Origin of the sequence: Gemmatimonas groenlandica (assembly GCF_013004105.1) — a bacterium.
GTDB classification, from domain to species: domain Bacteria; phylum Gemmatimonadota; class Gemmatimonadetes; order Gemmatimonadales; family Gemmatimonadaceae; genus Gemmatimonas; species Gemmatimonas groenlandica.
The window spans coordinates 3,748,787-3,774,508 of sequence record NZ_CP053085.1 but is presented as its reverse complement, the minus strand read 5'-3'; the positions used below and the strand labels follow the sequence as shown (position 1 = coordinate 3,774,508).

Below are 25,722 nucleotides of genomic sequence, written 5' to 3'. Positions count from 1 at the left end.
GCCGATGACTTCCATGAAGCAGCCCATCCGCATCGGCCTGACCGCAGTCGCCGCGTTGCTCGCCGCCTGCAGCGATCCCGCCGATGTCACCAGCCCCGATCGTAACGCGCCGGCCAGCATCGCCCTCACGACTTCGGTCATGGCCTCCCAGGCGTCGGTCGTCCAGCTCAAAGTGCAGTCGGCCTACCTGCGGCAGGGTGGAACGACCGTCGACATCGGCACGCAGACGATCACGCTGTCCGACGTGCCCACCCAGCAGGTCCCGATCAGCATTGATCTCGCGGCGTGTCTCGCGGACGACTCGCGCGCCGGCTTGACCGCCGGCACGGGCTCCACCGGTGCCGCCTTGCCGCCGGCGGACGACGAATGCGTCGTCCGTCTCCTCGTCGATCTCGTACTCGACGGGGCCGCCGTGGATCGCCAGACCGTAGGACCCATCTCGCTCAGTCCCGGCGTGCAGAAAACGGTGACGGCGCCGATCGCTTTGAACGAAGTCGGCACGGTTCGCATCGACGCCCCCAGTGCCAATGTCGTCGCCGCCGGACAGCCGTTGCGCATGGAGATCACGCGCACGATGCAGCTCGCGGGCGTTGTCCTCGATGGTGCCGCGCGCGTAATCACGGGACGTACGGTGAACTGGAGCAGCAGCGCGCCGGGCGTGATGACGGTGAACGCCAATGGATTGGTCACCGCCGTGACCACCGGCACCGCGACGATCACCGCTCAAACCGCCGGTCGCGTGACCACCGTGGTCGTTCGCTCGGTGCCGCTTCCCGCCGCGCTCACCATTGTTTCCACCAGCACCTCCGGACAAGCCACCGTTCGCTCGGCGCCCGCCGGCATCGACTGCACCGTGAACGGCTCGGTGCTCACCGGCACCTGCGCCTTCACCTTCCCCGGTGACGCGTCGGTCGTGCTCACGACCACCCCCGCCGCACTCTCCGAACTGCTGTCGTGGACCAACGACTGTAGCGCCGCCATCGGCACCACCTGCACCATTGCCACGTCGCAGGCCCGTACCGTCGGCGTGTCCCTGCGCGCCTTCCGCACGCTCACCATCACCGGCACCGGCAATGGCACCGGTTCGATCACGAGTCCGGCCGGATTGAACTGCGTGATCACGGCCGGCATCACGAGTGGCAATTGCTCGATCAACGTCACCGACGGTTCATCGGTCACGCTTACCGCGAGCGCCACGTCGCCCAACAGCTTCCGCGCGTGGAGCGGCGACTGCGCGAGCAGCACCGGCAATACGTGTACACTCACGATGAACACGAACCGCGCGCCGGGTGCGCGCTTCGACGCACCGGTGCTGCTCACCGCAACGCCGAGCGGCACGGGCAATGGATCGATCCTCGCGTCGGGCGTGATCTCGTGCACACGCAGCAGCAACGTGAACACGGGCACGTGCAGCAGCAGCGTGACGTTCGGAAACCTCGTCACGCTGACGGCCAGCGCCGGATCGTTCTCGACGTTCATCGGCTGGACAGGCGCCTGCACCGGTAGTGCAACCACGTGTCAGGTCACGATGGACCAGGCCCGCGCCGTCGGCGCCACGTTCACGCGGCTCACGGGCACCGTGACCTTCTCGCTGACCGGTTCAGGCACCGGCGGTGTCTCGGTGAACGGCACGACGCTCTGCACCAAGACGCCGGCTTTTACGTCGATCGGATGCAGTATTATCCTCGATCTCGGATCGGTGGTCTCGCTCCTCGCGCAGCCGGGGGCGAACACCGGCTTCGTGGGCTACTCCGGGTCGCTCTGCTCCGGCTCGTCGCTGCCCTGCGCGTTCACGCTCACCGGGAACGCCGGTGTGGGGCTCGCCTTCGGTCCGCTGGCCAGTATCGTCACGGTGAGTGCCGGCGCGAACTCCACGGGCGGAGGCACGGTGTCCACCTCGGATGTGTCGCTGAACTGCGCGTTCGCCGGACAGTCCACGACCGGCGTGTGCGGCAAGACCGTCAGCGGCGGCGGATCGATCACGCTCACCGCGACGGGGAATGCCAATTCAACGCTGTCAGCGTGGGGCGGCGCCTGCTCGGCATTCCGCTTTGACCCCGTCTGCACCTTCACACCATCCAGCAACGTGAGCGTCACCGCGCGCTTCGTTCCGGCGGTCACCTTCAATCTGTCGGTGTACGGCGGCGCGGGTTCGCGCGTCAACATCACGTCGCCGACACAGAACTCCAGCTGTCTCGCCTCGATCGGGAACTGCGCGTACAAGCTGGTGATCGGCGAAACGGTTCGCCTGGAAGCCGCGCCGGGGGCCGACGACTTCTTCTCGGGTTGGAGTGCGCCGTGTCAGGAGATGAGCGGCCCGATCTGCACCATCGTGGCCACTGTCAACACGACCTCCGGTCAGTCGTACTTCTACTCCGGCAGCGGCATCGCACCGCCGCCCCTCATCAAAAAGCAGGGCGGCGTACCGCAGTAACGCATCTACTTCGCACTACGCTCGGCGGAGGCCAACAAGGTCTTCGCCCGAGCGTTGTTCGGATTCGCCTGCACCGCTTCCTTGTACAGCGCGACCGCTTGCGTGGAATTCTTCTTGTCCTGCGCCTCGAGCGCGCGGCTGATCAGCATCATCGAACGCAGCTGGTTCGGGCCCTTGGCGCCCACCGCCGCCCCTTCCTGAAAGCCCGACGGCACCGCGGGAAGCTTGAGCCCGGCGTTCAACTTCGTGCCCAGCGCGCCCAATAGCTCGAGCATGTTGTCCGCCTTGCCCGTGACGGAGGTGGCGTATTCGAGCTCCGACGTCTCCGTATTGATCGCGCGGACGTCCATGCGGATCCGTTGCTTCGTGTCGATCACGAAGCTGCCCATCAGCATGTGCAGCGCGCCGAGCGTCTTGCCGATCTTGGCCGCCGTTTCCTTCTCCACACGGCCAGTCGCGCCAAGATCCTGCTCGGCCAGCAGCGCTTGCAGTCGATCGCGCTCAACGACGCGGATGTTCGTGTTGGCCGACAGCTCCGTAATCATCATCTCCGCGAGCCCCTTGCTGAGGGGCGCATATTCCGCATTGTTGCTGATGGCGCCGTTGGTGAAGTACATGACGGCAACGGTCGGACGGGTCGACGGGGTGCCCTGTGCACCAGCCGTGGCGATCGCCAGGGGCACGGTCAGTGCAGTGACGGCCAGAGCCCTGCGAGTGCGGCGAACGAGCGAGGCAGCGATCATGCGGGTATTCTCCGATGGGTGAGATTCCCAGAACATACCGTCGGACGTCCATTTCGTTCAGGTCCGTATGCCGAAAGTCTGTCCCGTCTGTGGCACAAGCTATCCCGATCTGAACGTATTCTGCCCGTCCGACGGCAGTACGCTCCGCGCAGCCGACTCCGATGGTGATCTGATCGGCAGTGTGGTCGCCGACCGGTATCTGGTCACCGACCTGCTGGGCGAAGGCGGGATGGGCAAGGTGTACCTGGCCCGGCACGTTCGCCTGCCACTCCAGGCCGCGATCAAGGTGCTGCGCCCGGAGCTGCTCAAAGACGCGGCGTCGGTGGCGCGATTCAACCGCGAAGCCGCCAACGCCAGCCGCATCGAGCACGCCAATGTGGCCCGCGTCTTCGACTTCGGTGAAACGAGCGACGGCACGGTGTATCTGGCCATGGAGTACATCGCCGGCCGGACGCTCAAGGACGTGCTGGAGAAGGACGGGCCGCTCACGCTGCAGCGCACCGCGGTGTTGGTCCGGCAGGTGGCCGACGGACTGGATGCCGCGCATCGCATGGGCATCGTGCACCGCGACCTCAAGCCCGACAACATCCTGGTCACCGTCGACGAGAATGGCGTGGACCGGTGCAAAGTGGTGGACTTCGGCATCGCGAAGGCCGTCGGCGGCAACGAGAAGGAGGCGGGTCTCACCCGTACCGGTTTCGTGGTCGGCACACCGGAGTTCATGAGCCCGGAGCAGCTGCTGGGCACCGAGCTGGATCATCGAAGCGACGTGTACGCCCTCGCACTGGTGGCCTACACCTGCCTCACGCTCGACTTGCCGTTCGACCGGAACACACCCGATCGCGGGATGACGGCGCGTCTCATGAGTGCGCCGCGTCCGCTGGCGGTGGTCCGCAACGATCTGAAGTGGCCGGGTGGTCTGCAGGCGGTGCTCGACCAGGCGCTGGAGCGGGAGCCCACCAAGCGCACGTCATCGGCCGGTGCCTTCGCCAAGGCCTTGGAGTTCGTCACGGCGGGACCGGTCGCCAGTGCGGCGCCAGCCGCCGCGGCGCCCGCTTCAGCGCCCGCGGCCAAAGTCGATACGCCGGCGGCGCGTCAGATCGCCACGGTGTCGCGCGGCGATATCAAGAAAGAGGTCAAGGCGCGCGGGGGGGTCGTCACCCCACCGGCGAAGGCAGTCAAGCCCGTCACCAAGCCCAGCAAGCCGGTTCCGACGGTGCAGGCCGATGACGATGACGAGCCGGCGCCTCGACGGAGCTTTTCGTGGCCGCGCGTGCGCCTGCCGAGCATCGGCTTCCTTCTGGTGGTCGGTGGCGGCATCTGGTTCTACAACAAGCAGCGGGCACCGCGGGTCCGCGATGTCGAGAACCTCGTCAATGCGGCCACCAACGCCGGCGGATCACTGATCGACGGTGCGCAGTCGGCCGCGGCCAGCGCGAAGGAGGCCATCACCTCCACGAAGACGTCGACGCCCGAGCCGACTCCCGCCGGCGGCAAGGCTTCGGCACCCGCAAGCACACCGTCCGGCGCCCCCGCGAGTACACCCGCCGGTACACCCGCAGGTATACCGGCCGCGCCCAAGCCGGCCGCGCCGGCTGCGACGCCATCGGGAGCATCGGCCCGTCGGTCGCTCGACAGCATTACGAAGGCGCTCGACCCGCTCACCGCCGATGAAGCCGTGGCGCGTGTCGCGATTCCCGCGATCCGTGGGCTGCTCACACGGATAACGACGGCCGAAGACAGTGCGTGGGCCTACATCCGCATTGCCGAAGCCCACTTGCTGATGGACGAAGTGAAGCCTGCCTGCACGGCCCTACGCAGCGCGCGTGGGGTGGCGCAGTCGATGTCGCAAGCGCGCGTCGTCAGCGACTACACCACGAAACTGAGCTGCGGCGAGTAATCGCTGACGCTTCGGGTGACGATTACTTCGTCACCCGGGCCACGCAGCTCATGCGTCCCATCCAGCCGCGCGTCAGCACCGAGGCGGCTTCGCGCTGCTGCGCATCGAAGCGCAGGCGCACCGGCTCCGCGTCCTTGAGACCGGCCGCATTCCACGTCACCAGCGAGCCCTGGAACGCGTCGCCGCTGGCCACCAACCGGAAGATCGCCCACTCGCCGGCGGTGAGCTTCACGCGAAGCTCTTTGTTCTTCTTGAAGCGCGCCAACAATTCGGCCTGACGTCCCGACGTGGCCGGCCACTCCACCACGTTCTTGAACGACTGCTTGTCGAGACGCGCCTCGAGGCCGTTGTTCTTAAGGATCACCAGCGGCGTGGTCTCCGTGATCACACCGCTCACGTTCCAGGTGACATGCGGATTCGCCGCGTCCTCGGCGAACAGCGCGTCGGACACTTCCGCCGCCTTGTTGAAGAAGCCGACGAAGCTCTCCGACAACTCCACGCCACCGGCCGGCTTGGCCACGTACTTATTGCCCGACTTCGTGAGATACTTGGCGAGGCGGTCGGCATAGAACGTCCACAACTCGCCGGTGTCGGGCGTCAGAATCGCTTTCACATCAGCGATCGTGGCATCGGCCGTCGCGTCGGCGTTGAACGGGAACTTCGAGGTCAGCGAGGCATCGACCTTCGAGCACAACGCCACGCCGCGTTCGTTCAGCGCCGCGATTTCGGCCGCGGCGGCACCACCGCCTCCGCCGCCTCCGCCGCCTCCACCACCAGCCGGCGGTGCGGCCGGCGCGGGCGCCGCCGCGACCACGCGCTTCGCTGGCGGGCGCGCCGACGCGACCGTCTTCAACACCGCTTCGGCACCAACGATCGGTGCCAACAACAACTGCTCCACCGCACTCGCCATCGGCCCGGCATCCGCGTTCACATCGAAGCCCTGCGACACGCGCTTGGCCGCGACACGCGCCTTCGTCACATCACCGCCGGCCAACTGCGCGGCCTGCACCAGCACCTGTGTCGACGCCGTGTCGGTGGCGGGCGGCAAGTTGCCGATCTGTGTGAGCGTGCCCTGCAATCCCAGCAGACCATCCATGTACGGCTGGTTCTTCTCGGACACGTACTTATCGACGATCGCCGGTGGCGTCACGGCATGTACAGGCTGAAAGGCCGCGCGCGTGCTGGAATCAGTATCGGTGTTCACGGCCACCGTACGCAGCACCTGCAACAACGGCGACTGCATACCGGCGATCACATCGAGCTTCGCCGCGGCCTCCTTCACGCTTCCCGCGCGCGCCACGTTCGTGCCCTGCACGACGCCACGCCACGAGCGCACATAATCGTCGTGATAGCGCGTGCGGATCGCGCCGATGATCGCCTCGCGATCGACCGACTTGGCCGCTGTTGCATCACCGACCACCCACGTCTCTCCCTGGAAATAGCGGTCGGAATTACGGAACGCATCCACCATGAACTTGGCGCCCTTCGCACTGAACGCGCCGGCCACCTCCGGCGGTGCCGTGACGTTGCCCGGCGACTGCGGCACCTTCACCGGCGGCACCGCTTTGTTCGCTTCCGACAACATGTTCGCGTAGATCTGCTCGCCGCCGGTGAAGCGCGAGAGGAACTCGCGTGCCTGCGTGACGAGGCCAGCGTCAGCGGCTTTCGGGAACGGATTGTACGTGGGCAGTTCGCTCGCGTAGAACTCGAACTGACGACGCGCGAGCCCGGTGACATCGGCATCGGTCGTGACACCACGCTGCCAGCTCGTGAGCAGCACCGGCGCGAGGAAGGCGGACGTGCTCTTGTCCGGCGACGACGTGGTAATGAGATAGCCCTTCAGTCGCGCGTAGGTCGTACCGTAGTCGTCCGACGGCGACGGTGCATCCGGCAGCGCCTTCAGTGAATCGATCAGCGCACCCTGCCCGTCGGCGAACAGCTGCTTGCGGAATCCGTCGTACCACACCGGTCGCGCCGCTTCGTACACCGTCGGTCCACTCCACAAACCGAAACGCAGGCGCAGTGGCGGACCATCCTGAATGTGTCCGCGCAGCGTATCGAGCTGCGCGCGCAACGCATCCAGTCGGCGTAGCGCCTCCGGCGATGGCAACGTGACCGTGCCCGGCGCCGACTGTACCACAGGGAGCGCCGACACCGCACGCGCCGCATCAGCCACGCGATTGCCGATCGCCCGATTGCCGAGCCACGACGCGGTGACGCCGGTCAGCAGCAAGAGCGTGGCGGCCGTCGCGGCGCCCAGCATCACACGACGCGTGCGCTGCACGCCGACACCGCCACGGGCCACCGACGCCGCACTCGTGTCGGCCAGCACCACGTCGCGCAGGAATCGATCGAGGAACACCCACTCGGGCACTTTTCGCGTGGTCGGTGTGCCCGTCGCCAACGGCGACGCAGCAGCCACGGCCGGCTGACGGAAGATGCCGGTGGCATCGGTGGCCAGTGGCACGGCAGCAGCCGCCGCACGCGGCGCGGCCTGTGCCACGTCGGTCACCACTACCGGACGCGCGCCGGTGAAGTAGAAGCCGCGCAACTGTGGACTCGAACCGATCTGCGTGGGGCGACACACTTCGAGCAGGAACGACGTGACCGACGGCTGCAGCTTGCGCAGCTCCCGCGGCAATTCATACGACGCATAGCGTCGCTCGATGGCGCCTTCACGACCGAGTAACTCCGGACGACGCGACGCGATCACATCGATGATCTCGCGGAACGCCACATCGAGGCGCGGCGTGAGTCGCTCGGCATAACTGCCGCTGTTCGACGCCGGATCGAACGGCAGCGTGGCGCCGAGCGGCGCGCGCAGTTCGTCCTTCGTGAACACGCTGATCCACGGTTCGAAGTGCGGCACGCGATCCATCTTCGTGAACATCACATACACCGGCACCGCGAGACCGAGTTCTCGCGACGCTTCGGCCAACCGCTGCCGCAAGGACTGCGCGAGCTGTTCGAGTTGCTGCCCGTTTCCGCCGGTATAGAACAGATCACACGGCACGCACAACACGATCGCGCGCGCCGCCGCTTCGCCTTGGCCCACGGCCGCCGCCACACGGGGCGCCCGCAGCGCGCGCACCACTTTGGCCCAGCGCGGCGCATCGGTGAGGAGCGTTCCACCGAGTTCGGTGATGACGGCCTGACTGAGCGCCCACACATTGGCCGTCTTCGTCGATGTCGGCGCATCGGTCGACGCGGCGGGGGCATCACCCGCCAATAATTCCGGATCGCCGCCGGAACGCGCGATCATCGTGGTCTTGGCGCCACCCTCCGGGCCGAGCACGAGCACCATCGCGCGATTGAAGAACGCACCGCGCGGCAACCGCGCCCGCGCCGCACCGATCGCGAGCAACACATCGTCACCCGTGTCGAGCACCGGCTCGGCGTCCTGCGGACGCAGATACCACAGGATCGCACCGGCCAGAATGAGCCCCAGCAGCAGCAGGCCGACGCGCAGCCCCCACGTGGTCAACTCGTCGAGCGTGACGGAGCGCTCGATCAGGACGATCGCGAGAATGAACACCAACAGCACTGCGGCGGCGATGACCCACCGGACGAACGGCTTGCGAGACGCCATGAGAGGTTCCGGGGTTATCGAGTGGTGGTCGCGGCGGCCGATGCCACCGGCGCGAGTGCGCGAAGCTCACTCGCCGCACTGCGCAGCGTCAGCGCATACGTGCCCCACAACACCACGAGCAGCACCGCGCTCGCGATCGCCGCGATCGTGAGTCGGCGGAGCCAGGGATCCTTCGTGTCGACGCGATCAGCGGGCGGGTGCCAGTGCGGCGCCAGTTCACCGGGAACGCCCCGCAGCCGGCCCAGACGCTCGGCCACGCGTGAGGTCGTGGCGTGCAATTGTCCGTTGTCGCCGGCGCCGTACTTGCCGCGGAAGCCGAGCAGCAGACAGAGCTGATGCACTTCCAGCAGATCGCCGAGTTCCGGCGAATCCGGTCGCGCCAGCAGCTGATCGAGATGCTGAAAGAACCATTCGCCGCCCATGTGGCCGCCAAACAGTTCGTCCTGCAGGGGACGACGGGCCCAATCGGCCAGCGCCGCGGTGCGCGTGTTCAGCACCGACTCATCGAGGAACGCTACGACGGCGAAGATCGCCAGACGCGCGTCGGCCGCCGTGAAGCCCGCTTGCAGCGACTCCTGCTCGGCGCGCGTGAGTAACTGAATGATTTGGGCACGAAATGCCGCCGCATCGGTCACCGGCTGTCGATCCGCCCGCAGGCGAACCACGGCGGTGATCGATTCCTGCAGCACACTCGCCAGACGACCCGGCGCCACCATGGTCGGAGCAGACACGGATGTTCCTCGAGAACGATTGGGTTACGACGACGACGGCAACAGGATGGCGACTTCCAGATAGGCACCCGGCAATGCATCGGGCACGTACACGCCGATCTCTCGGCTCTCCGTGATCGACAACGCACAGGGACCGGCCAGCGTGAGCTCGAAATACGTCAGATCGGGCTTCGGCGCGAGTCCTGCGGGCGGAGTCGGGATATGCTCGGTGGTGAGACCGTTGAACGCGCGACGCACCAGTTCGAGGACGAACTTGCTGGCGCAGGTCTTGGTCAGCCGCTGCACGCGATCCACGAGCTCGGCTCGCCCCACGTCAGCGCGCACGCCGAGAAACCAACGGGTGCCGGGCTCGAAGCAGCGTGCGTCGGACAGCGTGGCCACATGCAGCACGTCGGTCGACGCGGCCAACGGCACCACGATGGCGCGGGCGGAGATCACCACGTCGAGGTGCGCCCGCAGCTGCAGCTCGAGCGCCGCGAAGACGTCCGTCAGATGATCGTGATCGTAGATCGGCAGGTCGCGGAACTGTCCGCCCATGGCGAACGTCGACAGCGCGCCAGCCAGACGCGACAACTCGAGAAACAACCGTTCCGGATGCGCGCGTCGCGTGAGCAGCAAATGCCGCAGCGGCGCATCGGCCGAGCGCACGGCATGCAACAACCACCGCGTGGCGAGCTCGTTGCCCACGTACGCCGCCGCACCACCCGACGCGCCCGACGGCGCGCTCGACATCGTGGCCGATAAGGCACTGCCCTTGGCCTCGAGCAAGCTCACCGTTCGTCGCGTGAGTTCGAGCAGCGCATCGCAGGCGGCCAACTGGAGCACCGGCGGAATGAAATCGCCGTCCACCTGAAACTGTCCGCGTCCATCACGCCGGACGCGCCCGATCGGCATCGAAACGAATTCGTCAGTGCGCTCGTCGTCGAGCAGGAGGCGCAGATTGCGCGCGGCGAAGCGCACCCGCAACGGATCGGCTCCCGTCGACTCGTCGATCACCATCTCCTCGACGGCCTGAAAGCGCAGCGGTGTGGCGTTCGCGTCGAACGGCTGACGCGCGCCCGCCTCCTCGTCGAGGTGATCCACATTAGCCGCATCGGTACGCCAGCGCGGCAACGCGAGATAGACCACGTGCGCGTCGCGCGTTGGCGAGAACCGTTCGGCCAGCGCACTCGGGGGCGGCGACGGATCCGCGTCGGGTGTATGGAAGACCGTACCATCCGGAAGGACCCCGCGGGCATGCACCAGCGCGAGGGTGCCATTCTGGAGGGCGTCGGCATCGAGGGCCACGGCCGACAATCCATAGGCGAAGGGGAAGAGCAGGTCGAGCGTCCGGCTCGATTGATCTTCCTGATAGCGACGCTGCGCCTGGAAGTGCTGCGGCGCGATGTGCATGCCGTCTTCCCAGACGACACGACGGGACGGCGGTGAGGTCAGTCGCATGGCATCAGGTGCATCGTGTCAGGCCGGGTGGGCGAACGCGCATTACGCGTTGTGCATTGCGCGCGGCCGAGGGCGCGTGAACAATTGAAGAATACATCAGCGGTGCGGTTGTCGCGTCGTTCCGGCGCCACCGTGCACTCTTCCGGCACTTCCCGACCATGAGCGAAGATTTCAATGCCCGCTACCGCCTCCTGAAGTGCGTGGCGGTAGACGACGGCATTCGCAGCCACAACGCGCAGGAGCTGGCGACCGGTCGTGTCGTGATGGTGCACCTCGCCGATGCCGCTGGCCCGGAGGATGTGGACCGGCTGCGCACGATGCTCACGCGCCTTCCGGGTGCCGACAAGAACCGCGTGCTCGAAACCGCGACGCTGCCGTCGGGCTTTGCGATCGTGACCGAGTTCTTGGCGGGACTGACCTCGTTTCCCGGCTGGCTGGCCGCTCGTGTGCCGCCCGGCGACGTGGCGCCGCTGGTGGAACCGATGGTGCCGGCGCCGGTGATCGCCGCGCCGGACGCGGCGCAACCGATCGAGGTGGCACCGGTCGAGTTGCCACCTGTTGTCGCCGCACCGGTTGAGCCGCCCGTGGCCCCGCCGATAGCCCCGCCGATAGCCCCGCCGGTCATCGTTGCACCCGGAGCCGCAAACGCGCCGGGGGCGTTTACACAGATGTTCGGCGCGCCCAGCATTCCCGCAGCACCGGCAGCACCGGCAGCACCGGCAGCACCGGCAGCGGCCGCCGCGCCGACGCCTGCGCCTGCGCCTGCTCCCATCCCTGCTCCGGCTCCCGCTCCGGCCGCGCCGGGGGCGTTTACGCAGATGTTCGGGGCACCCAGTATCCCGGCGGCGCCGGTTCCCGCGCCTGTCCCCGTTCGCGAAATCCCACCAATGTTGGCACAAGAGACGCCATCATTAGATCAGTATCCGTCGCTCAACACGACACAAGGCGGAATGCCGGCGTATCGGCCTCCAACGGAACCTGTCTCTTATACACATCTGACGCTGCCGACGATCAACTCTGCCACCCGCGCCGGCCCCGCCGCCGCCCAAGAGCGGACCTGGCGAGTTCACGCAGATGTTCTCCGCCCCGTCCACCGCGGCGCCGCTCCCGAGCGCGCTACCGCCGTCGCCCGTCGCACCCGCCGCCTGGTCTCCCCTCGGCAGCGTACCGACACCGAACGTGCCGCCGGCGTCCTCGATGCCCGGCATCGTGACGCCGCCAAGCTTCATGGCGGCCCCCAGTCCGTCGTCGCCCGCCCCCTCCGCGCCGGCGCCGTTTGCGCCGACGCCACCGTCGCCGGGCAACGTGTCGCCCGTCTTTGGCAACTCGCCGCTCTTCGGTTCGCCGGCACCGGCCTCCAGCGCGCCCGTCGCGCCGCTCCCGATTACGCCGTCGGTCACGCCCGCCGGCTCGGGTCTGGGCGCCTCGCCGATGGGCGCCTCGCCCATGGCAGCCTCACCGCTGGCGGCCTCGCCGATGGGCGCAGCACCCGGGTTACCGCCCGGCGTGCTGCCGCCGCCGATGTTCGGTCAGGGCGGCGCCACGCCGCTCTCACCCATGGGCGGCGCCGCGCCCAAGGCCACGTCGGGACCGAGTGATTTCACCCGGCTGATCAGTCAGGCGGCCGCACCGGTCGTACCGCCGGCTCCGACGCCGGCCGCCCCCAAGCCGACCGCTGCCGCGCCGGCCAAACGATCCATCCCGATGGGGCTGATCGTCGTCATCAACGTCGTGATCCTGCTCGCCGTCATCGTCGTTGTCTTTGTGCTGCGGAAGCCGCAGCCCAAGGTGCCAACGCAGCCGGCCGTCCCCAAGGCGCCGTCGGTCAGCGCACCCAAGCTGAAGTGACCCGTCCTCCGCTCACGCGGCAGCCGCGTGAGCGGCAGCCGCGTGAGCGGCGTCCGCGCTAGCGGAGGACGATCACCAGTTCGAACCGCGCGTCGACCAGTTCGGCCGGGACGTACACGGCCAGGTTGCGCGCACGCTCGATCGCATCCCACGCGCTCCCCGCCTTTCGGATCGCGAAGTATTGAAAGTCCAGCTTCACCGGAACGGCCGAGGGTGGCGACGAGATGTGCGCGAGCTCGATACCGGGCAGCGCCTGACGGATCAGCGTGTCGACCACGTCGGCTGCACCGACCTTGCACCCCTGCAACACTTTCGGGATCAACTCCTGCTGGCGCAGCGGGGCGCTTACGGCGAGGAACCACTGCGGGGCCTCCAGCCACTTCACCTGTTCGATGGCGACCGCGTGCAGCGTCGCGCGCACCGGCTTGAGCGGCAAGGCAATCGCCGCATCGACCACCGCGCCGTCGAGCAGTTCATAGAGCCGACGTTCGAGCTCGAAGAACCCCTCGCCGAGACGCAGATGATCGTAGGTTGGCAATGAACGCGCATCGCCACTCGTCGAGAACGCCGACAGCGAGCCGACCAGCGCCAGCATCGCCTCCCAAAGCGCGGCGGGGTGACCGCGTCGCACCTCATGGAGATGGCGGATCGCCGGCAGGTGCGTATTCACGGTATACAGCAGCCAGAAACTGCCGACGTCGGCGACGGTGAAATCGGCCAAGCCCTGATTGCGCTGACGGCGGCTTCCCGACAGGGCGGCGCTGCGCGCCGACAACCGTTCGGTGAGGCGCCGCATCATGCCCATCATGACATCGCTCGCCGACAGGTCGAGCAACGGCGGGACGAACTGCGGATCGAGCGTGAGATCGCCCGAGGGCGCACGGCGCAACCGGGCAATCGGCATCGCCGTGTACCCTTCGAGACTCTCACCCTCCAGCAGCAGGCGCAACGACGGCGGCGACACCTGGATCGGTCGCTCGGTCAGGCCGGTCGTTTCATCGCGCAGCAACTGCTCATCGGCGAGCCATCGGGCCGAGGCGTACTCGCCCCGCCGGGCCACATTGCGCGCACCCGGACGGTACTCCGGGACGGCGACGTACGCGAGCGCTGTCTCCTGATCGGGGCCGAAGGCACCCGCCAGCGACTTGGGCGGTGGCGTCGCGCCGGCCAACGGTGCGTCGAACAGCAAGCCATCGGCGAAGCGACCGGCGATCGTGGTGGTGACGAGTGTGCCACCCGCGAGCGCGTCCAAGTCGAGTGAGAGCTGCGACAGCCCCCACGGGCTGAAGGCGAGCGCACCGACCTGAAAGGCGAGCGTCTCTTCGTGATGTCGATCCTGCGCCTGCAGATGCTGCGGCGTGAGGAGGACGCCCTTGGTCCAAAGTACTGGCGGGGAGTGGCGCATCCCCCAACGTATCCTGACTTCCCGCGCCTCGTCAGAGGCCCCCCGAACTCAGCACGCGTGAAATGACCCGACCGTAATGCCACCAGACCGTTGCATCACTGCAACGTGGCACTTGCTTGACAACGACGGGATTGCATGGGACACTAGGGTCCTTGCTCGACGAGCAGAACCCTCCCCCTCCCTTCAGTTTCAATCGCGCCGGAGTGTTGCATGGCCGAAAGTACGCAGAAAAAACTCGAACGAGTCCGCCCGCCTCGCATTCAGATCTCCTACGAGGTCGAAACCGGCGGCGCCATCGAGATGAAGGAACTTCCCTTCCTCATGGGCGTGCTCGGTGACTTCAGCGGGAACCCCGCGGAGCCGCTCCCGCGCTTGAAGGATCGCAAGTTCGTCGAGATCACGCCCGACAACTTCGACGACACGCTCGCCAGCATGAAGCCGCGCCTGCAGTTCTCTGTCGAGAACAAGCTCAGCGAAGATGCCGACGCGCCCAAGCTTGGCGTCGAACTGAATTTCCGCAGCATGGACGACTTCTCCCCCGACGCCGTGGCCAAGCAGGTCAAGCCACTCCGCGAGCTGCTCGAGCTGCGCACCGAACTCGCCAACCTGCGCGCCAACCTGCAGACCAACGAGAAGCTCGACGAAGTGCTGCAGGACACGCTGGGCGACGCCGACAAGATGGCCAAGCTGAAGGCCGAACTCGGGCTGGAGAGCTAACATGGCCGAAGCACAAAAGGCGGGCGCACAAGCCGTCACGACCGATGCCGAACTCTCGCTGCTCGACCAGATCGTCGAGCAAGGCAAGATGGGCAAGGATGCCGAGACCAAGGGTCGCGGCAAGGATCTGGTGAAGCGGTTCGTCAGCGAAGTGCTCGAAGGCGCGATCACGATCAATCGCGACACCGAGACGATGATCAATGCGCGTATCGCGCAGATCGATCATCTGCTGTCGCTGCAGGTCAACGAGATCATGCACCACCCCGACTTCCAGAAGCTCGAGGGGTCGTGGCGTGGCCTGCAGTTCTTGATGAAGCAGAGCGAGACGAGCGCCATGCTCAAGATCAAGGTGCTCAACGTCTCCAAGAAGGACCTGCTGCGCGATCTGCAGCGCGCGCCCGAGTTCGATCAGAGTGCGCTGTTCAAAAAGGCGTACGAAGAAGAGTACGGCGTGTTCGGTGGTACGCCGTTCGGCGCGCTTGTCGGCGACTATCAGTTCGACAAGAGCGGTCAGGACATCGAACTGCTCGAGAAGATCTCCAACGTGGCGGCGGCCGCGCACGCACCGTTCATGACGGCCGCGTCGCACGACATGCTCAACCTGCAGAGCTGGACGGACCTCGACACGCCGCGCGATCTCGCCAAGATCTTCGACAGCACCGAGTACGCCCGCTGGAAGACGTTCCGCTCGAGCGAAGATGCCCGCTACGTCGCGCTCGCCGCGCCGCGCGTGCTCATGCGCGAGCCCTACGGCGCGGCCACCGTGCCGGTCGAAGCGTTCAACTACGAAGAGCGCGTCGATGGTTCGAACCACGAGCATTACTGCTGGGGCAACGCCGCCTACGCCATGGCCGCGAACGTCAACAAGGCGTTCGCGATGTACGGATGGTGTGCGCAGATCCGCGGTGTCGAGAGCGGTGGATTGGTCGAAGGCCTCCCCATCCACAACTTCCGCACCGAGTCCGGCGAACTCGCCATGAAGTGCCCGACCGAAGTGCAGATCACCGATCGTCGCGAGAAGGAACTCGCCGACCTCGGCTTCGCGCCGCTCGTGCACCAGAAGGGCACCGCCAACGCCGCCTTCTTCTCGGTGCAGTCGGCCCAGAAGCCCAAGGCCTACGACTCGCCGGGTGCCACCGCGGCCGCGCGGTTGTCGGCGCAGCTGCCGTACATCTTCGCTACGTCTCGCTTCGCCCATTACCTCAAGGTGATGATGCGCGACAAGATCGGCGGCTACACGTCGCGTGCCGAAGTGGATTCGTTCCTGAACCGCTGGATCCAGAACTACGTCGCCGTCGAAGGGGCCACCGCCTCGATCAAGGCGAAGAAGCCGTTGTCGGAAGCGCGCGTCGATGTGGTAGAAATCCCGGGTAAGCCGGGCGCCTATCGCGCCGTCGCGTTCCTGCGTCCGCACTATCAGCTCGACGAGCTGGCCGTGTCGATGCGTCTGGTGGCCGAGCTCCCCGCCGCCGCGAAGTAGTCCCGCCCGTCTCTGAACGTTCTTTCATTCATTAACCCTGGAGTATCACGCACATGGCATTCGATACGTATCTCGATATCACCGGCGTTGAAGGTGAGTGCACCGCGAAGGGCTTCGAGAAGAAAATCGAGATCTATTCGTTCAGCTGGGGCGCCTCCAACCCGACGTCGGTCGGACCGGGCCGTGACGGCCTCTCCGCCGGTCGCGTGTCCGTGTCCAGCTTCAACGTCATGAAGAAGACCGAGAAGTCGTCGGCCGCGCTCTTCGCCGCCTGCTGCACGGGTCAGCACTATGACAAGGCGACGGTCTCGATGCGCAAGGCCACCGGCACCGGCGGCCAGGACATCTTCCTCACCTACACGTTCACCGACGTGATGGTGGAGTCCGTGCAGTGGTCGGGTTCGAGCGGTGGTGATGACACGCCGACCGAGTCCCTCTCGCTCGCGTTCGCCAAGGTCGAGATCGAATACAAGACGCAGGACGACAAGGGCAAGCTCGCGGTGGCCGGTCAGGCCTCGTGGGATCTCACCAAGGTCTCGGCGTAAAGCGAGGCCCGCGCCATGGCCTCCTCGCAAGCTCTCTACGCGGCCGGCCAACTTGGCGCGGCAATCGAAACGTTGGGCGTCGAGCTCCGGAATTTTCCGGCCGACGCCCAACGGCGCACGTTTCTGTTCGAGCTGCTCACCTTCGCCGGCGATTGGTCGCGGGCGCAGAAGCAGCTCGACGTGCTCGCCAAGAACGGCCACATGGCCGAAGCCGGCACGATGCTCTACCGCTCCGCCATCGAGGCGGAGCGCGTGCGCGAACACATGTTCGACACGGGCGATTTTCCGATCACCGTCGCCCCGTCGCCGGTCAGCGGCACGCTCAACGGCGAACCGTTCGCCTCGATCGAAGACGCTGACCCCCGACTCGGCGCCCGCCTCGAAGTGATCGCCGGCGGACGCTATCTCTGGATCCCCTTCGCGCATCTCGCGTCGCTGTCCATGCCCGCGCCAGCGCGCCTGCGCGATCTGCATTGGGCACCGGCTCAGCTGCGCACCGGCCCCTCCGTGGCCGACAAGGAACTCGGCGAAATTCTGCTGCCCGCCCTCTCGGTCGGCGCGTGGCGACACGCCGAAGACGAAATCCGGCTCGGACGCGCCACCGACTGGGAGGATCTCCCCTCCGGTGATTTTGCTCCGGTTGGGCAGAAGTTGCTGCGCGTCGACGATCGGCTCGTGCCGCTCGTGGATGTGCGGGAACTCGTCATCGCGTCCTGACCGACGCCCGTCGGTACCGGGCCGTCACCGCGTCGTGCGGTGACGGCGGTCGACGTTTCCGTTTCTCCTTCTCGACATGCCAGTAAACTCCGAGCTCCTCACGACGCTGCTCGCGCCGATTCCGGGTGAGAACCCCGCCGGCAGCGACATGCGCTACGATCCGCAGTACGACGCCTTCAAGGAAGCGCGGCGGGAAGAGCTCGCGGTCCCCGACAAAGACGGCAACCTGTCGGCCGACCGGAAAGTCGCCGACTGGCAGCGCGCGACCACCATCGGCACCGAACTGCTCAGCAAGTCCACCAAGGACCTGCAGCTCGCTGCCTGGATGACGGAGGCGCTGCTGCAGCGTCAGGGCGTGTCCGGATTGCACACCGGCATCGAACTGCTGCGGGGCATTCTGGAGCAGTACTGGGATTCCTGCTATCCCGAAGGCGAAGACGGCGACTACGAACTGCGCAGCGGCCCGCTGGAGTGGATCGGCAACAAGCTCACGCTGCCGCTGCAACAGCTCACCATCGCGTCGGGCGCATTGTCGCTGCTCGATTACAACGCGTCGCGCAGTGTACCGACCGAAATCGCCATCGGTGCGGCCGCGTACGACGCACAGAAGAGCCTCAACGCGGCGCGGAGCGAAGCGGAAGCCATGGGCAAGATCATGCCCGAAGCCGCCGACGCCGCGATCGAGAACACGGGGAAGGTGTTTTACAAAGCGCTCGTGTCCGATATCGATGCCGCCACGGCCGGTCTCGCCGCGCTCGAAGCCGTGTCCGACGATCGCTTCGGCCGCGAGGCCCCCGCGTACACCGGGCTTCGCAACGGGTTGGATGAACTGCGACGCTTCGCTGGGAGCACGCTCGCCCGCAAGCTCGAGCTCGACCCGGATCCGATCGAAGACATCGTGGAAACCGAAACAGGTGGCGCAGGCGATGCCCCCGCCGATGGACCGCAAACGCCGGAGCCCGTCAACAAACAGGATGCCGCGCAGCGCGTGATCGTCGTCGCCAAGTGGTTGCGTCAGCAGGACGCCACCAGCCCGGCGCCGTACGCGATGTTACGGGCGTTCCGCTGGGGCGAGTTGCGCGTCCGCGCGCCGGAACTCGATCCTCGCCTGCTCGAAGCGCCGCCCACTCCGATTCGCGCGCGGCTCAAGTCGTTGCTGCTCGACAATCGGTGGTCCGATCTGCTCGAACAGTGCGAAGTGCTCATGGGCACTGCGCAGGGTCGCGGCTGGCTCGACCTCCAGCGCTACGCGCTGACCGCGTGCGCCAATCTGGGCAGCGGTTTCGATCCCGTGGCGGCCATCATTCGCAGCGAACTTCAAGCGCTGCTGCGCGCCCTGCCACAGCTCCCCGGAATGACGCTTATGGATGACACGCCCTCTGCCAACGACGAAACGAAGGCCTGGCTGTCCGCCGAAGGTCTCGAGGCTCCTCCAGAGGCGGCGGAAGCCGAGGTCGCGAGTGCGGACGAGTCTGCCCCCGACAGCGCGATCGGCGATGGGGCGGAGTTGCTGGGCGAAGCCCTCGCGGACGACGAGGCCACCGCGCAGCAAGGCGGCCTGCGCGCCACGCGTCAGCGCCGCGCGCCCGTCGCGACCGGTCGTGATCCGTTCGACATCGCCCGCGCCGAATTGAGCGCCGGTCGCCCCAACAAGGCCATCGAGCGGCTCATGGCGGAACTGGTGCGCGATCAGTCCGAGCGCGGACGCTTTGTGCGCCAGACGCAGATCGCGTACATCATGGTCGAAGCTGGACTCAATCAGGTGGCCGAGCCCATCCTCGAGCGCTTGCTGGAAATCATCGACGATCGGAAGCTCGAAGATTGGGAAGCGGGGGCGCTCGTCGCGCAGCCGCTCGCGCTGATGCACACGGTGCTCACGCGCACCGACGAGGATGCGGCGCGGCGTTACAAGTTGTATCTGCGCATTTGTCGTCTCGATCCGCTGCAGGCGTTGGCCTTGCAGCAGAGCTGAGGACCGCACCCGGCATGGCACGCACCGAACTCGATCGCGCCGTTCAACCCTCGTTGCTCGACCGTCTCACCGACGAGGATCCTCGGGCGAGCGGGGACGCGGCCGTGTCCCGCGAGGAGTCCGTGCGGCGGTTCCGGCAGGCCGTGCAGCGTGACGTGGAAGCGTTGTTGAACACGCGACGCTGCATCGTCGAGATCGGCCCCGGCGATGTGGAGCTCCGTCGGTCGGTGCACGAGTTCGGCATTCCCGATACGACGGGATTGGCGGTCGGCACCAACGCCGGGCGTAAGTTGCTCACGGATGACATCAAGGATGCGCTGCAGCGTTTCGAGCCGCGTCTCATGAACGTCACCGTGCGCCTCACCGACAGCGACCAGATTCGGACCCCGCAGGTGCGCTTCGCCATCGAAGCCACGCTGCGTATGGATCCGAGTCCTGAACAGATCGTGTTCGATACCGTGCTGGAGATTGCCAGCGGCTCGTACGCCGTGGACGAGAACGGCTGATGGCCAAGGACGCGCGCGAGCAGCGGGAACTCAAGGACTACTACGAGTTCGAACTCACCTATCTCCGCAAGCTCGGAGCCGAGTTCGCAAAGCGGTATCCCAAGATTGCCTCCCGCCTCCAGCTCGAAACGAGCAAGACTGAGGATCCGCACGTTGAGCGCCTGCTCGAGGGCTTCGCTTTTCTGGCCGCCCGCGTGCACCGGCGTCTCGATGACGATTTTCCGGAGATCTCCGAGGCGCTGCTGGAGATGCTTCACCCGCAGTTCGTGCGGCCGGTGCCCTCCATGTGCATCGTCGACATGCCGCTCGATCCGGCGCAGGGTCGGCTGCCCGATGGGCACCACGTGCCCCGCGGCAGCGTGCTGCAGACGCAGCCGGTCAATCGCGTGCGCTGCAACTTCCGCACGGTGTACGACACCACGCTCTGGCCGCTCACGATTACGAACGCGGAGTGGACCACACCCGATCGCGCCGGTGCGGGCACCAGCGCGCGCGACGCGGTCGGCGCGATTCGTCTCGAAATCCGGGCGTTCGAAGGCGTCAAGCTGGCCGATCTCGCCATCGAGGCGCTCCGGTTGCATCTCGCCGGCGGTACCGGCGTCGTCGACACGCTCTACGAGCTACTGCTGAACAACACGATGCAGGTCGTCGTGCGCAATCCCGACCGGCCGCACCAGCCGCCCATCGTGATCAAGTCCAGTGCGGTGAAGGCGGTCGGCTTCGGTGAGAACGAGAACATGCTGCCGTATCCGAACCGCACCTTCGGCGGACACAATCTGCTGCTGGAGCTGTTCGCGTTTCCGCAGAAATTTCACTTTGTCGACCTCGAAGGATTCGGCGACGCCGTGCGCGCGCTCGGTGCCACCGATCGCGTCGACGTGAGCTTTCTCGTCAGTTCATTCGAGCGTGCCGATCGTCGACAGCAGCTCGAGCTCGAACTGTCGGCGAAATCGTTCCGGACCAATGCCACGCCAGCGGTAAATCTCTTCGAGCAGTCGGCCGAACCGATTCTGCTGTCGGAGCGTCGCTTCGAGCATCTGGTCGTGGCCGAAGTGCGGCAGCGACTGGAAGTCGAAGTGTGGTCGGTCGACGAAGTGAAACTGGTGGAACACGAGGGCACTGAAGCGCGCGAGATCTCGCCGCTGTACTCGCATCGGCACAACATCAGTGGGGCTGGTGACGATGTCTTCTGGCACGTGAGCCGTCGTCCGGCACCGTGGCGCACCGATGGTGGCACGGAGCTCCATCTGGCGTTCAGCGACATGAGTGGCACCGTGCGCGCGCCCGACGTCGATGTGGCATCACTGCGCGTGAGCTGCTTCAACGGCGACATGCCGAGCCTCTTGCCGTTCGGCGCCGACAACCGCGGCGATTTTGAACTGATCGGTGCTGGTCCGATTCAGCGCATCAACTGCGTGGTCAATCCCACCAAGTCGGTGCAACCGGCGCTCGGCAGCTCCATGCTCTGGCGCATGATCTCGTCGCTGTCGCTCAACCATCTCTCGATCGTCGACGGTACGCCCGATGCGCTGCAGGAATTGCTGCGGCTGCACAACATGAGCGATGACCTCGGCGCCGAACGACAGATCGATGGACTGGTCAAGGTCAGTAGTGAGCCGTCGTTTGCGCGCGTCGATTCCCCGCACGGGATCGCCTTCGCGCGCGGTCGTCGCATCGAACTCGAATTCGACGAACAGCAGTTCCCGGGCGGCGGCATGTTCCTCATGGCCACCGTGCTGGAACGGTTCTTCGCGTTGTATGCGTCGATGAACAGCTTCACGCAGGTCGCGGTGCGTTCGCGGCAACGCCGGCGGCCGGTCACGGAGTGGCCAGCCCGCGCCGGTGGACGGACGCTGATATGAGTACGGCCCGGGACGCGAGGAATCGGCGTCGGCTGGCCCGCAGCCTCGAGGAGTCCGGAAGCGGATACGATTTCGTGCAGGCCATGCGTTTGCTCATGCGCCTCTACCCCGACCGCGCGGCGATCGGTGGCTGGGACGACCCCGCACGCGAAGTCGTACGGCTCTCCGTGCCGCCGTCCTTCGCCTTTCCGCCGTCGGAGATCGCCAAGCTCGAGCTCCCCAGTGCGTCCGACGAGCATGAGATGACGGGGATGACCGGCGAGTTCACGAATCGCACGCAGGCCCGGATGGCCGTGCGCTTCATGGGACTGACCGGTCCGCAGGGCGTACTGCCGCACATGTACACCGAGCATGCGGCCACGCGCGCACGCGCGCGCGACACCGCATTCCGCGACTTCCTCGACCTGTTCAACCATCGGGCGCTGTCGCTGTTTCATCGCGCCTGGGAACGGTATCGGCCGTACGCGGCCGCCGAGCATGGCGCCGAAGACCGGCTACGCTCGCACCTGCTCGACCTGGCTGGCATCGGCACGCACGGTGTGCAGCAGAACAGTCGGGTGCCGGTCGACACGCTGGCGTATTACGCGGGACTGCTAGCGCTGCGCACACGTCCCGCGGTCGGGCTCGCGCAGATGATCGGCGATCACTTTCAGGTCGCGGCCACGGTCGAACAGTTCGTCGGCGAATGGCAGACGCTGCGTCATGGTGGACAGCTCGAGCTCGGTGATGACGACCTCGATGGCCGGCTCGGGTCGGCGGTGCTCGGTGATGCCGTCTATGATCCGCTCGCCCGCGTGCGTCTTCGCCTCGGACCGCTCTCGTACGCCCAATTCCAGACGTTTCTTCCCGGCGGTGGCGCGCACGACCGCCTGCGCGAGCTCGCGCGACTGTATGCCGACGATCAGGTGGGCGTCGAGGTGCAGCTCGTGCTGGCGCGCGATGAAATCCCGCCGTCGTCGCTGGGTGCGGCCGGCGCACCAACGCTCGGATTCGGGACCTGGCTTCGCGCGAAGCCCCCGGTGCAGGATGCCGACGACGTTCGCTTGATCCTGTGTTGACTGTGTTGCTGCCGTTGCCGCTGTTGCCGCCGTTTTCCCTTCCCGCTTTCTCGCTGACGGAGTCGTCATGGCCGTAAACCTGCGTGGCCTGATCGCCAAGCTGAATGCTCCAACCCGTAGCGCCGTCGAGGCGGCCGCGGGGCTCTGCCTGTCGCGCACGAACTATGACGTGGAGATCGAACACTTCCTCGTGAAAGTGCTCGATGCCAACGACGGCGACCTGGCCGCCATTCTGAAGCACTTCGGTATCAATCGCTCGCGCCTCGCCGACGACCTCGCGCGCGCACTCGATCGCATCAAGACCGGCAACGCCCGGACGCCCACGCTGAGCCCGTCCCTCGTCAACATGCTCAGCGAAGGCTGGCTGCTCGGCTCCGTGGAGTTCGGCGCACCGCGCGTGCGCACGGGCCACGCGCTGCTCGCCCTGCTCAGTGTCGGCGAGCTCGCTCGCATGGCGCAGGACATCAGCAAGGAGTTCGAGAAGATCCCGGCCGATGTGCTCAAGAAGGATTTTGCGACGATCACCGCTCCGTCCGCTGAAGCGTCGGCCGAGCTGGGCGCGATCGACAGCGCGGCGTCGAGTGCCAGCGCGTCGAGCGGCAGCGGCGCGCCCAAGGCCGGTGGCCGGACACCGAACCTCGACCAGTACACCGTCGACCTCACGGCCAACGCGAAGGCCGGCAAGATCGACGCCGTGCTCGGTCGTGATTTCGAAGTGCGTCAGGTCGTCGACATCCTCACGCGCCGCCGGCAGAACAACCCGATCCTCGTCGGTGAAGCCGGCGTCGGTAAGACCGCCGTGGTCGAGGGTTTCGCGCGCCGTATCGCCGAGGGCGACGTGCCTCCGCCGCTTCGCAACGTGTCGCTGCGCTCGCTCGACCTGGCCATGCTGCAGGCCGGCGCCGGTGTGAAGGGCGAGTTCGAGAATCGTCTGAAGGGGCTGATCGAAGAGGTGAAGAACTCACCGACGCCGATCATCCTGTTCATCGACGAAGCACATACCATGATCGGTGCCGGTGGTGCGGCCGGTCAGAACGATGCGGCCAACCTGCTCAAGCCGGCGCTCGCGCGCGGCGAGCTGCGCACCATCGCCGCCACCACGTGGAGCGAGTACAAGAAGTTCTTCGAGAAGGATCCGGCGCTCTCGCGTCGCTTCCAGCTCGTGAAGGTCGATGAGCCCACCGAAGACGTGTGCTGCATCATGATGCGCGCCGTCGTGCCTGCACTCGAGAAGCACCATACGGTGCGCATTCTCGACAGCGGTATGGAAGCGGCCGTACGCCTCTCGCATCGGTACCTGCCGGATCGTCAGCTGCCCGACAAGGCCGTGAGCGTGCTGGATACGGCGTGCGCCCGCCTCAACCTCGGACAGACCGCGACGCCGGGCCCGATCGAAGACGCCCGTCGTACGCTCGATGACATCGCGCTGCAGGAACGCGTCCTCAATCGCGAGCAGGTGGCCGGTGCGGACCACAAGGAGCGGCTGGGGGAACTCGCCACGCGTCGCGGGCAGGTGCAGGAATCGCTCGCCGCGCTCGAAGCGCGCTGGACCACTGAGAAGGCGCTCGTGGAGAAGATTCTTGGCGTGCGCGATGCGCTCATCGCCGAGGCCGAGAATGCCGATCAGTCCACCGCCAACACGCTACGCACCGAGTTGAACGGTCTCACCGCCGAACTCGAGACGCTGCAGGGCGAGACACCGCTCATGCGCGTGTTCGTGGATGCCTCGATCGTCGGCGAAGTGATCTCCGGCTGGACCGGTATTCCCGTGGGCAAGATGATGAGCGATGAACTCGGCACGATGCTCGAGCTCGAGAAGCATCTCGGCGCCCGCGTAATCGGCCAGGACCATGCACTCCTCGACATCTCGCGTCGCGTGCGTACGTCGAAGGCCGGCATCGAAGATCCGAACAAGCCGAAGGGCGTGTTCATGCTGGTCGGGCCCAGCGGCGTCGGCAAGACGGAAACGGCGCTGGCGCTCTCCGATCTGCTGTATGGTGGCGAACGCAACATCATCACCATCAACATGTCGGAGTTCCAGGAAGCGCACACGGTCTCGACGCTCAAGGGCTCGCCCCCGGGATACGTGGGCTACGGCGAAGGCGGCGTGCTCACCGAAGCCGTGCGTCGTCGTCCGTACAGCGTCGTGCTGCTCGACGAAGTCGAGAAGGCGCACCCCGACGTGCTCGAGCTCTTCTTCCAAGTGTTCGACAAGGGCGTGATGGATGACGGTGAAGGTCGTGAGATCAACTTCAAGAACACGATCATCATCCTCACCACGAACGCCGGCACCGAGACGATCATGAAGCTCACCGCCGATCCGGAAACGATGCCGTTCCCGGATGCCATGGCGAAGGCGCTCAAGCCGGAGCTCGACGCAGTCTTCAAGCCGGCCTTCCTCGGCCGCATGGTGATCGTGCCGTTCTATCCCGTGCGTGACGAGAACCTCAAGCAGATCGTTCGTCTCAAGGTGGGCAAGATCGGCCGTCGTCTGCGCGAGACGCACCGTCTCGAGCTGCGCCACGACGAAACGCTCATCGCGCAGGTGGCTGCTCGGTGCACCGAAGTGGAAAGCGGCGCCCGCAACGTCGACAACATTCTGAGCAACACGCTGCTGCCCGAGATCTCGCGCATGCTGCTGGCGGCGATGGCGGAAGGCATCCGTCCGACCGCACTGCGCGTGGGCGTGGCCGAGGACGGAGACTTTACGTACGAGAACGTGGTCGACGCTGCTGCGGTTTGACGTAGCGGCTCATCGAGGATACCCGAGGACGT

The 25,722-nt window shown here is 66.4% G+C and carries 18 protein-coding genes; 12 read left to right on the top strand and 6 right to left on the bottom strand.

Annotation, left to right across the window (positions count from 1 at the left end; translation table 11 throughout):
* The first annotated feature begins 4 nt into the window (after positions 1-4).
* Positions 5-2,434, top strand: a complete 2,430-nt coding sequence (locus tag HKW67_RS16085; protein ID WP_171226357.1) for an InlB B-repeat-containing protein — start codon at positions 5-7, stop codon at positions 2,432-2,434.
* Between the two features lie 5 nt (positions 2,435-2,439).
* On the opposite strand, the gene HKW67_RS16080 is transcribed toward HKW67_RS16085, so the two are convergent.
* A complete protein-coding gene (locus HKW67_RS16080; protein ID WP_171226356.1) occupies positions 2,440-3,177 on the bottom strand; it encodes a CsgG/HfaB family protein in 738 nt (245 codons plus the stop codon).
* Between the two features lie 67 nt (positions 3,178-3,244).
* On the opposite strand from HKW67_RS16080, the gene HKW67_RS16075 reads away from it, so the two are divergent.
* Positions 3,245-5,077, top strand: coding sequence for a serine/threonine-protein kinase (locus HKW67_RS16075; RefSeq protein ID WP_171226355.1), 1,833 nt, complete (start codon positions 3,245-3,247; stop codon positions 5,075-5,077).
* A 22-nt stretch (positions 5,078-5,099) separates the two neighbouring features.
* Here the strand turns inward: HKW67_RS16075 and HKW67_RS16070 are convergent, their stop codons facing one another.
* From HKW67_RS16070 to HKW67_RS16055, 4 genes are all read right to left on the bottom strand, one after another.
* Positions 5,100-8,666 carry an ImcF-related family protein gene (locus HKW67_RS16070; RefSeq protein ID WP_171226354.1) on the bottom strand — a complete coding sequence of 1,189 codons (3,567 nt, stop codon included), beginning with the start codon at positions 8,664-8,666 and terminating at the stop codon, positions 5,100-5,102.
* Between the two features lie 14 nt (positions 8,667-8,680).
* The gene (locus HKW67_RS16065; protein WP_171226353.1) at positions 8,681-9,397 is read right to left on the bottom strand and encodes a DotU family type IV/VI secretion system protein; all 717 of its coding nucleotides are present in this window, start codon (positions 9,395-9,397) and stop codon (positions 8,681-8,683) included.
* A 24-nt stretch (positions 9,398-9,421) separates the two neighbouring features.
* Positions 9,422-10,837: a type VI secretion system baseplate subunit TssK gene (gene tssK / locus HKW67_RS16060; RefSeq protein WP_171226352.1), complete on the bottom strand. Its 1,416-nt coding sequence runs from the start codon at positions 10,835-10,837 to the stop codon at positions 9,422-9,424.
* Between the two features lie 181 nt (positions 10,838-11,018).
* Positions 11,019-11,609 carry a hypothetical protein gene (locus tag HKW67_RS16055; RefSeq protein WP_171226351.1) on the bottom strand — a complete coding sequence of 197 codons (591 nt, stop codon included), beginning with the start codon at positions 11,607-11,609 and terminating at the stop codon, positions 11,019-11,021.
* A 302-nt stretch (positions 11,610-11,911) separates the two neighbouring features.
* Here HKW67_RS16055 and HKW67_RS16050 point away from each other — a divergent pair, with 302 nt between their 5' ends.
* Positions 11,912-12,685, top strand: coding sequence for a hypothetical protein (locus HKW67_RS16050; RefSeq protein ID WP_171226350.1), 774 nt, complete (start codon positions 11,912-11,914; stop codon positions 12,683-12,685).
* 58 nt (positions 12,686-12,743) lie between these two features.
* On the opposite strand, the gene tssK (HKW67_RS16045) is transcribed toward HKW67_RS16050, so the two are convergent.
* The gene (gene tssK / locus HKW67_RS16045; RefSeq protein ID WP_171226349.1) at positions 12,744-14,090 is read right to left on the bottom strand and encodes a type VI secretion system baseplate subunit TssK; all 1,347 of its coding nucleotides are present in this window, start codon (positions 14,088-14,090) and stop codon (positions 12,744-12,746) included.
* Positions 14,091-14,300: 210 nt separating this feature from the next.
* Between tssK (HKW67_RS16045) and tssB the strand changes: the two genes are divergently transcribed.
* From tssB to tssH, 9 genes are all read left to right on the top strand, one after another.
* The gene (tssB, locus tag HKW67_RS16040; RefSeq protein WP_171226348.1) at positions 14,301-14,807 is read left to right on the top strand and encodes a type VI secretion system contractile sheath small subunit; all 507 of its coding nucleotides are present in this window, start codon (positions 14,301-14,303) and stop codon (positions 14,805-14,807) included.
* A 1-nt stretch (position 14,808) separates the two neighbouring features.
* Entirely contained in the window at positions 14,809-16,287 is a 1,479-nt protein-coding gene (gene tssC / locus HKW67_RS16035) for a type VI secretion system contractile sheath large subunit (RefSeq protein ID WP_171226347.1), read from the top strand.
* 53 nt (positions 16,288-16,340) lie between these two features.
* Positions 16,341-16,832 (top strand): Hcp family type VI secretion system effector, encoded by a 492-nt coding sequence (locus tag HKW67_RS16030; protein WP_171226346.1) that lies wholly within the window; start codon positions 16,341-16,343, stop codon positions 16,830-16,832.
* Positions 16,833-16,847: 15 nt separating this feature from the next.
* Positions 16,848-17,549 carry a type VI secretion system accessory protein TagJ gene (locus HKW67_RS16025; protein ID WP_171226345.1) on the top strand — a complete coding sequence of 234 codons (702 nt, stop codon included), beginning with the start codon at positions 16,848-16,850 and terminating at the stop codon, positions 17,547-17,549.
* A gap of 76 nt (positions 17,550-17,625) precedes the next feature.
* On the top strand, positions 17,626-19,521 hold the full coding sequence (tssA, locus tag HKW67_RS16020) for a type VI secretion system protein TssA (protein WP_171226344.1): 1,896 nt from the start codon (positions 17,626-17,628) through the stop codon (positions 19,519-19,521).
* Positions 19,522-19,535: 14 nt separating this feature from the next.
* The gene (gene tssE, locus HKW67_RS16015; RefSeq protein ID WP_171226343.1) at positions 19,536-20,027 is read left to right on the top strand and encodes a type VI secretion system baseplate subunit TssE; all 492 of its coding nucleotides are present in this window, start codon (positions 19,536-19,538) and stop codon (positions 20,025-20,027) included.
* Positions 20,027-21,889 (top strand): type VI secretion system baseplate subunit TssF, encoded by a 1,863-nt coding sequence (gene tssF, locus HKW67_RS16010; protein WP_171226342.1) that lies wholly within the window; start codon positions 20,027-20,029, stop codon positions 21,887-21,889. The genes tssE and tssF overlap by 1 nt, the downstream gene beginning before the upstream one ends.
* Positions 21,886-22,947: a type VI secretion system baseplate subunit TssG gene (gene tssG / locus HKW67_RS16005; RefSeq protein WP_171226341.1), complete on the top strand. Its 1,062-nt coding sequence runs from the start codon at positions 21,886-21,888 to the stop codon at positions 22,945-22,947. Before tssF ends, tssG begins: the two co-directional genes overlap by 4 nt.
* A 67-nt stretch (positions 22,948-23,014) precedes the next feature.
* On the top strand, positions 23,015-25,690 hold the full coding sequence (tssH, locus tag HKW67_RS16000; protein ID WP_171226340.1) for a type VI secretion system ATPase TssH: 2,676 nt from the start codon (positions 23,015-23,017) through the stop codon (positions 25,688-25,690).
* Positions 25,691-25,722: the final 32 nt, after the last annotated feature.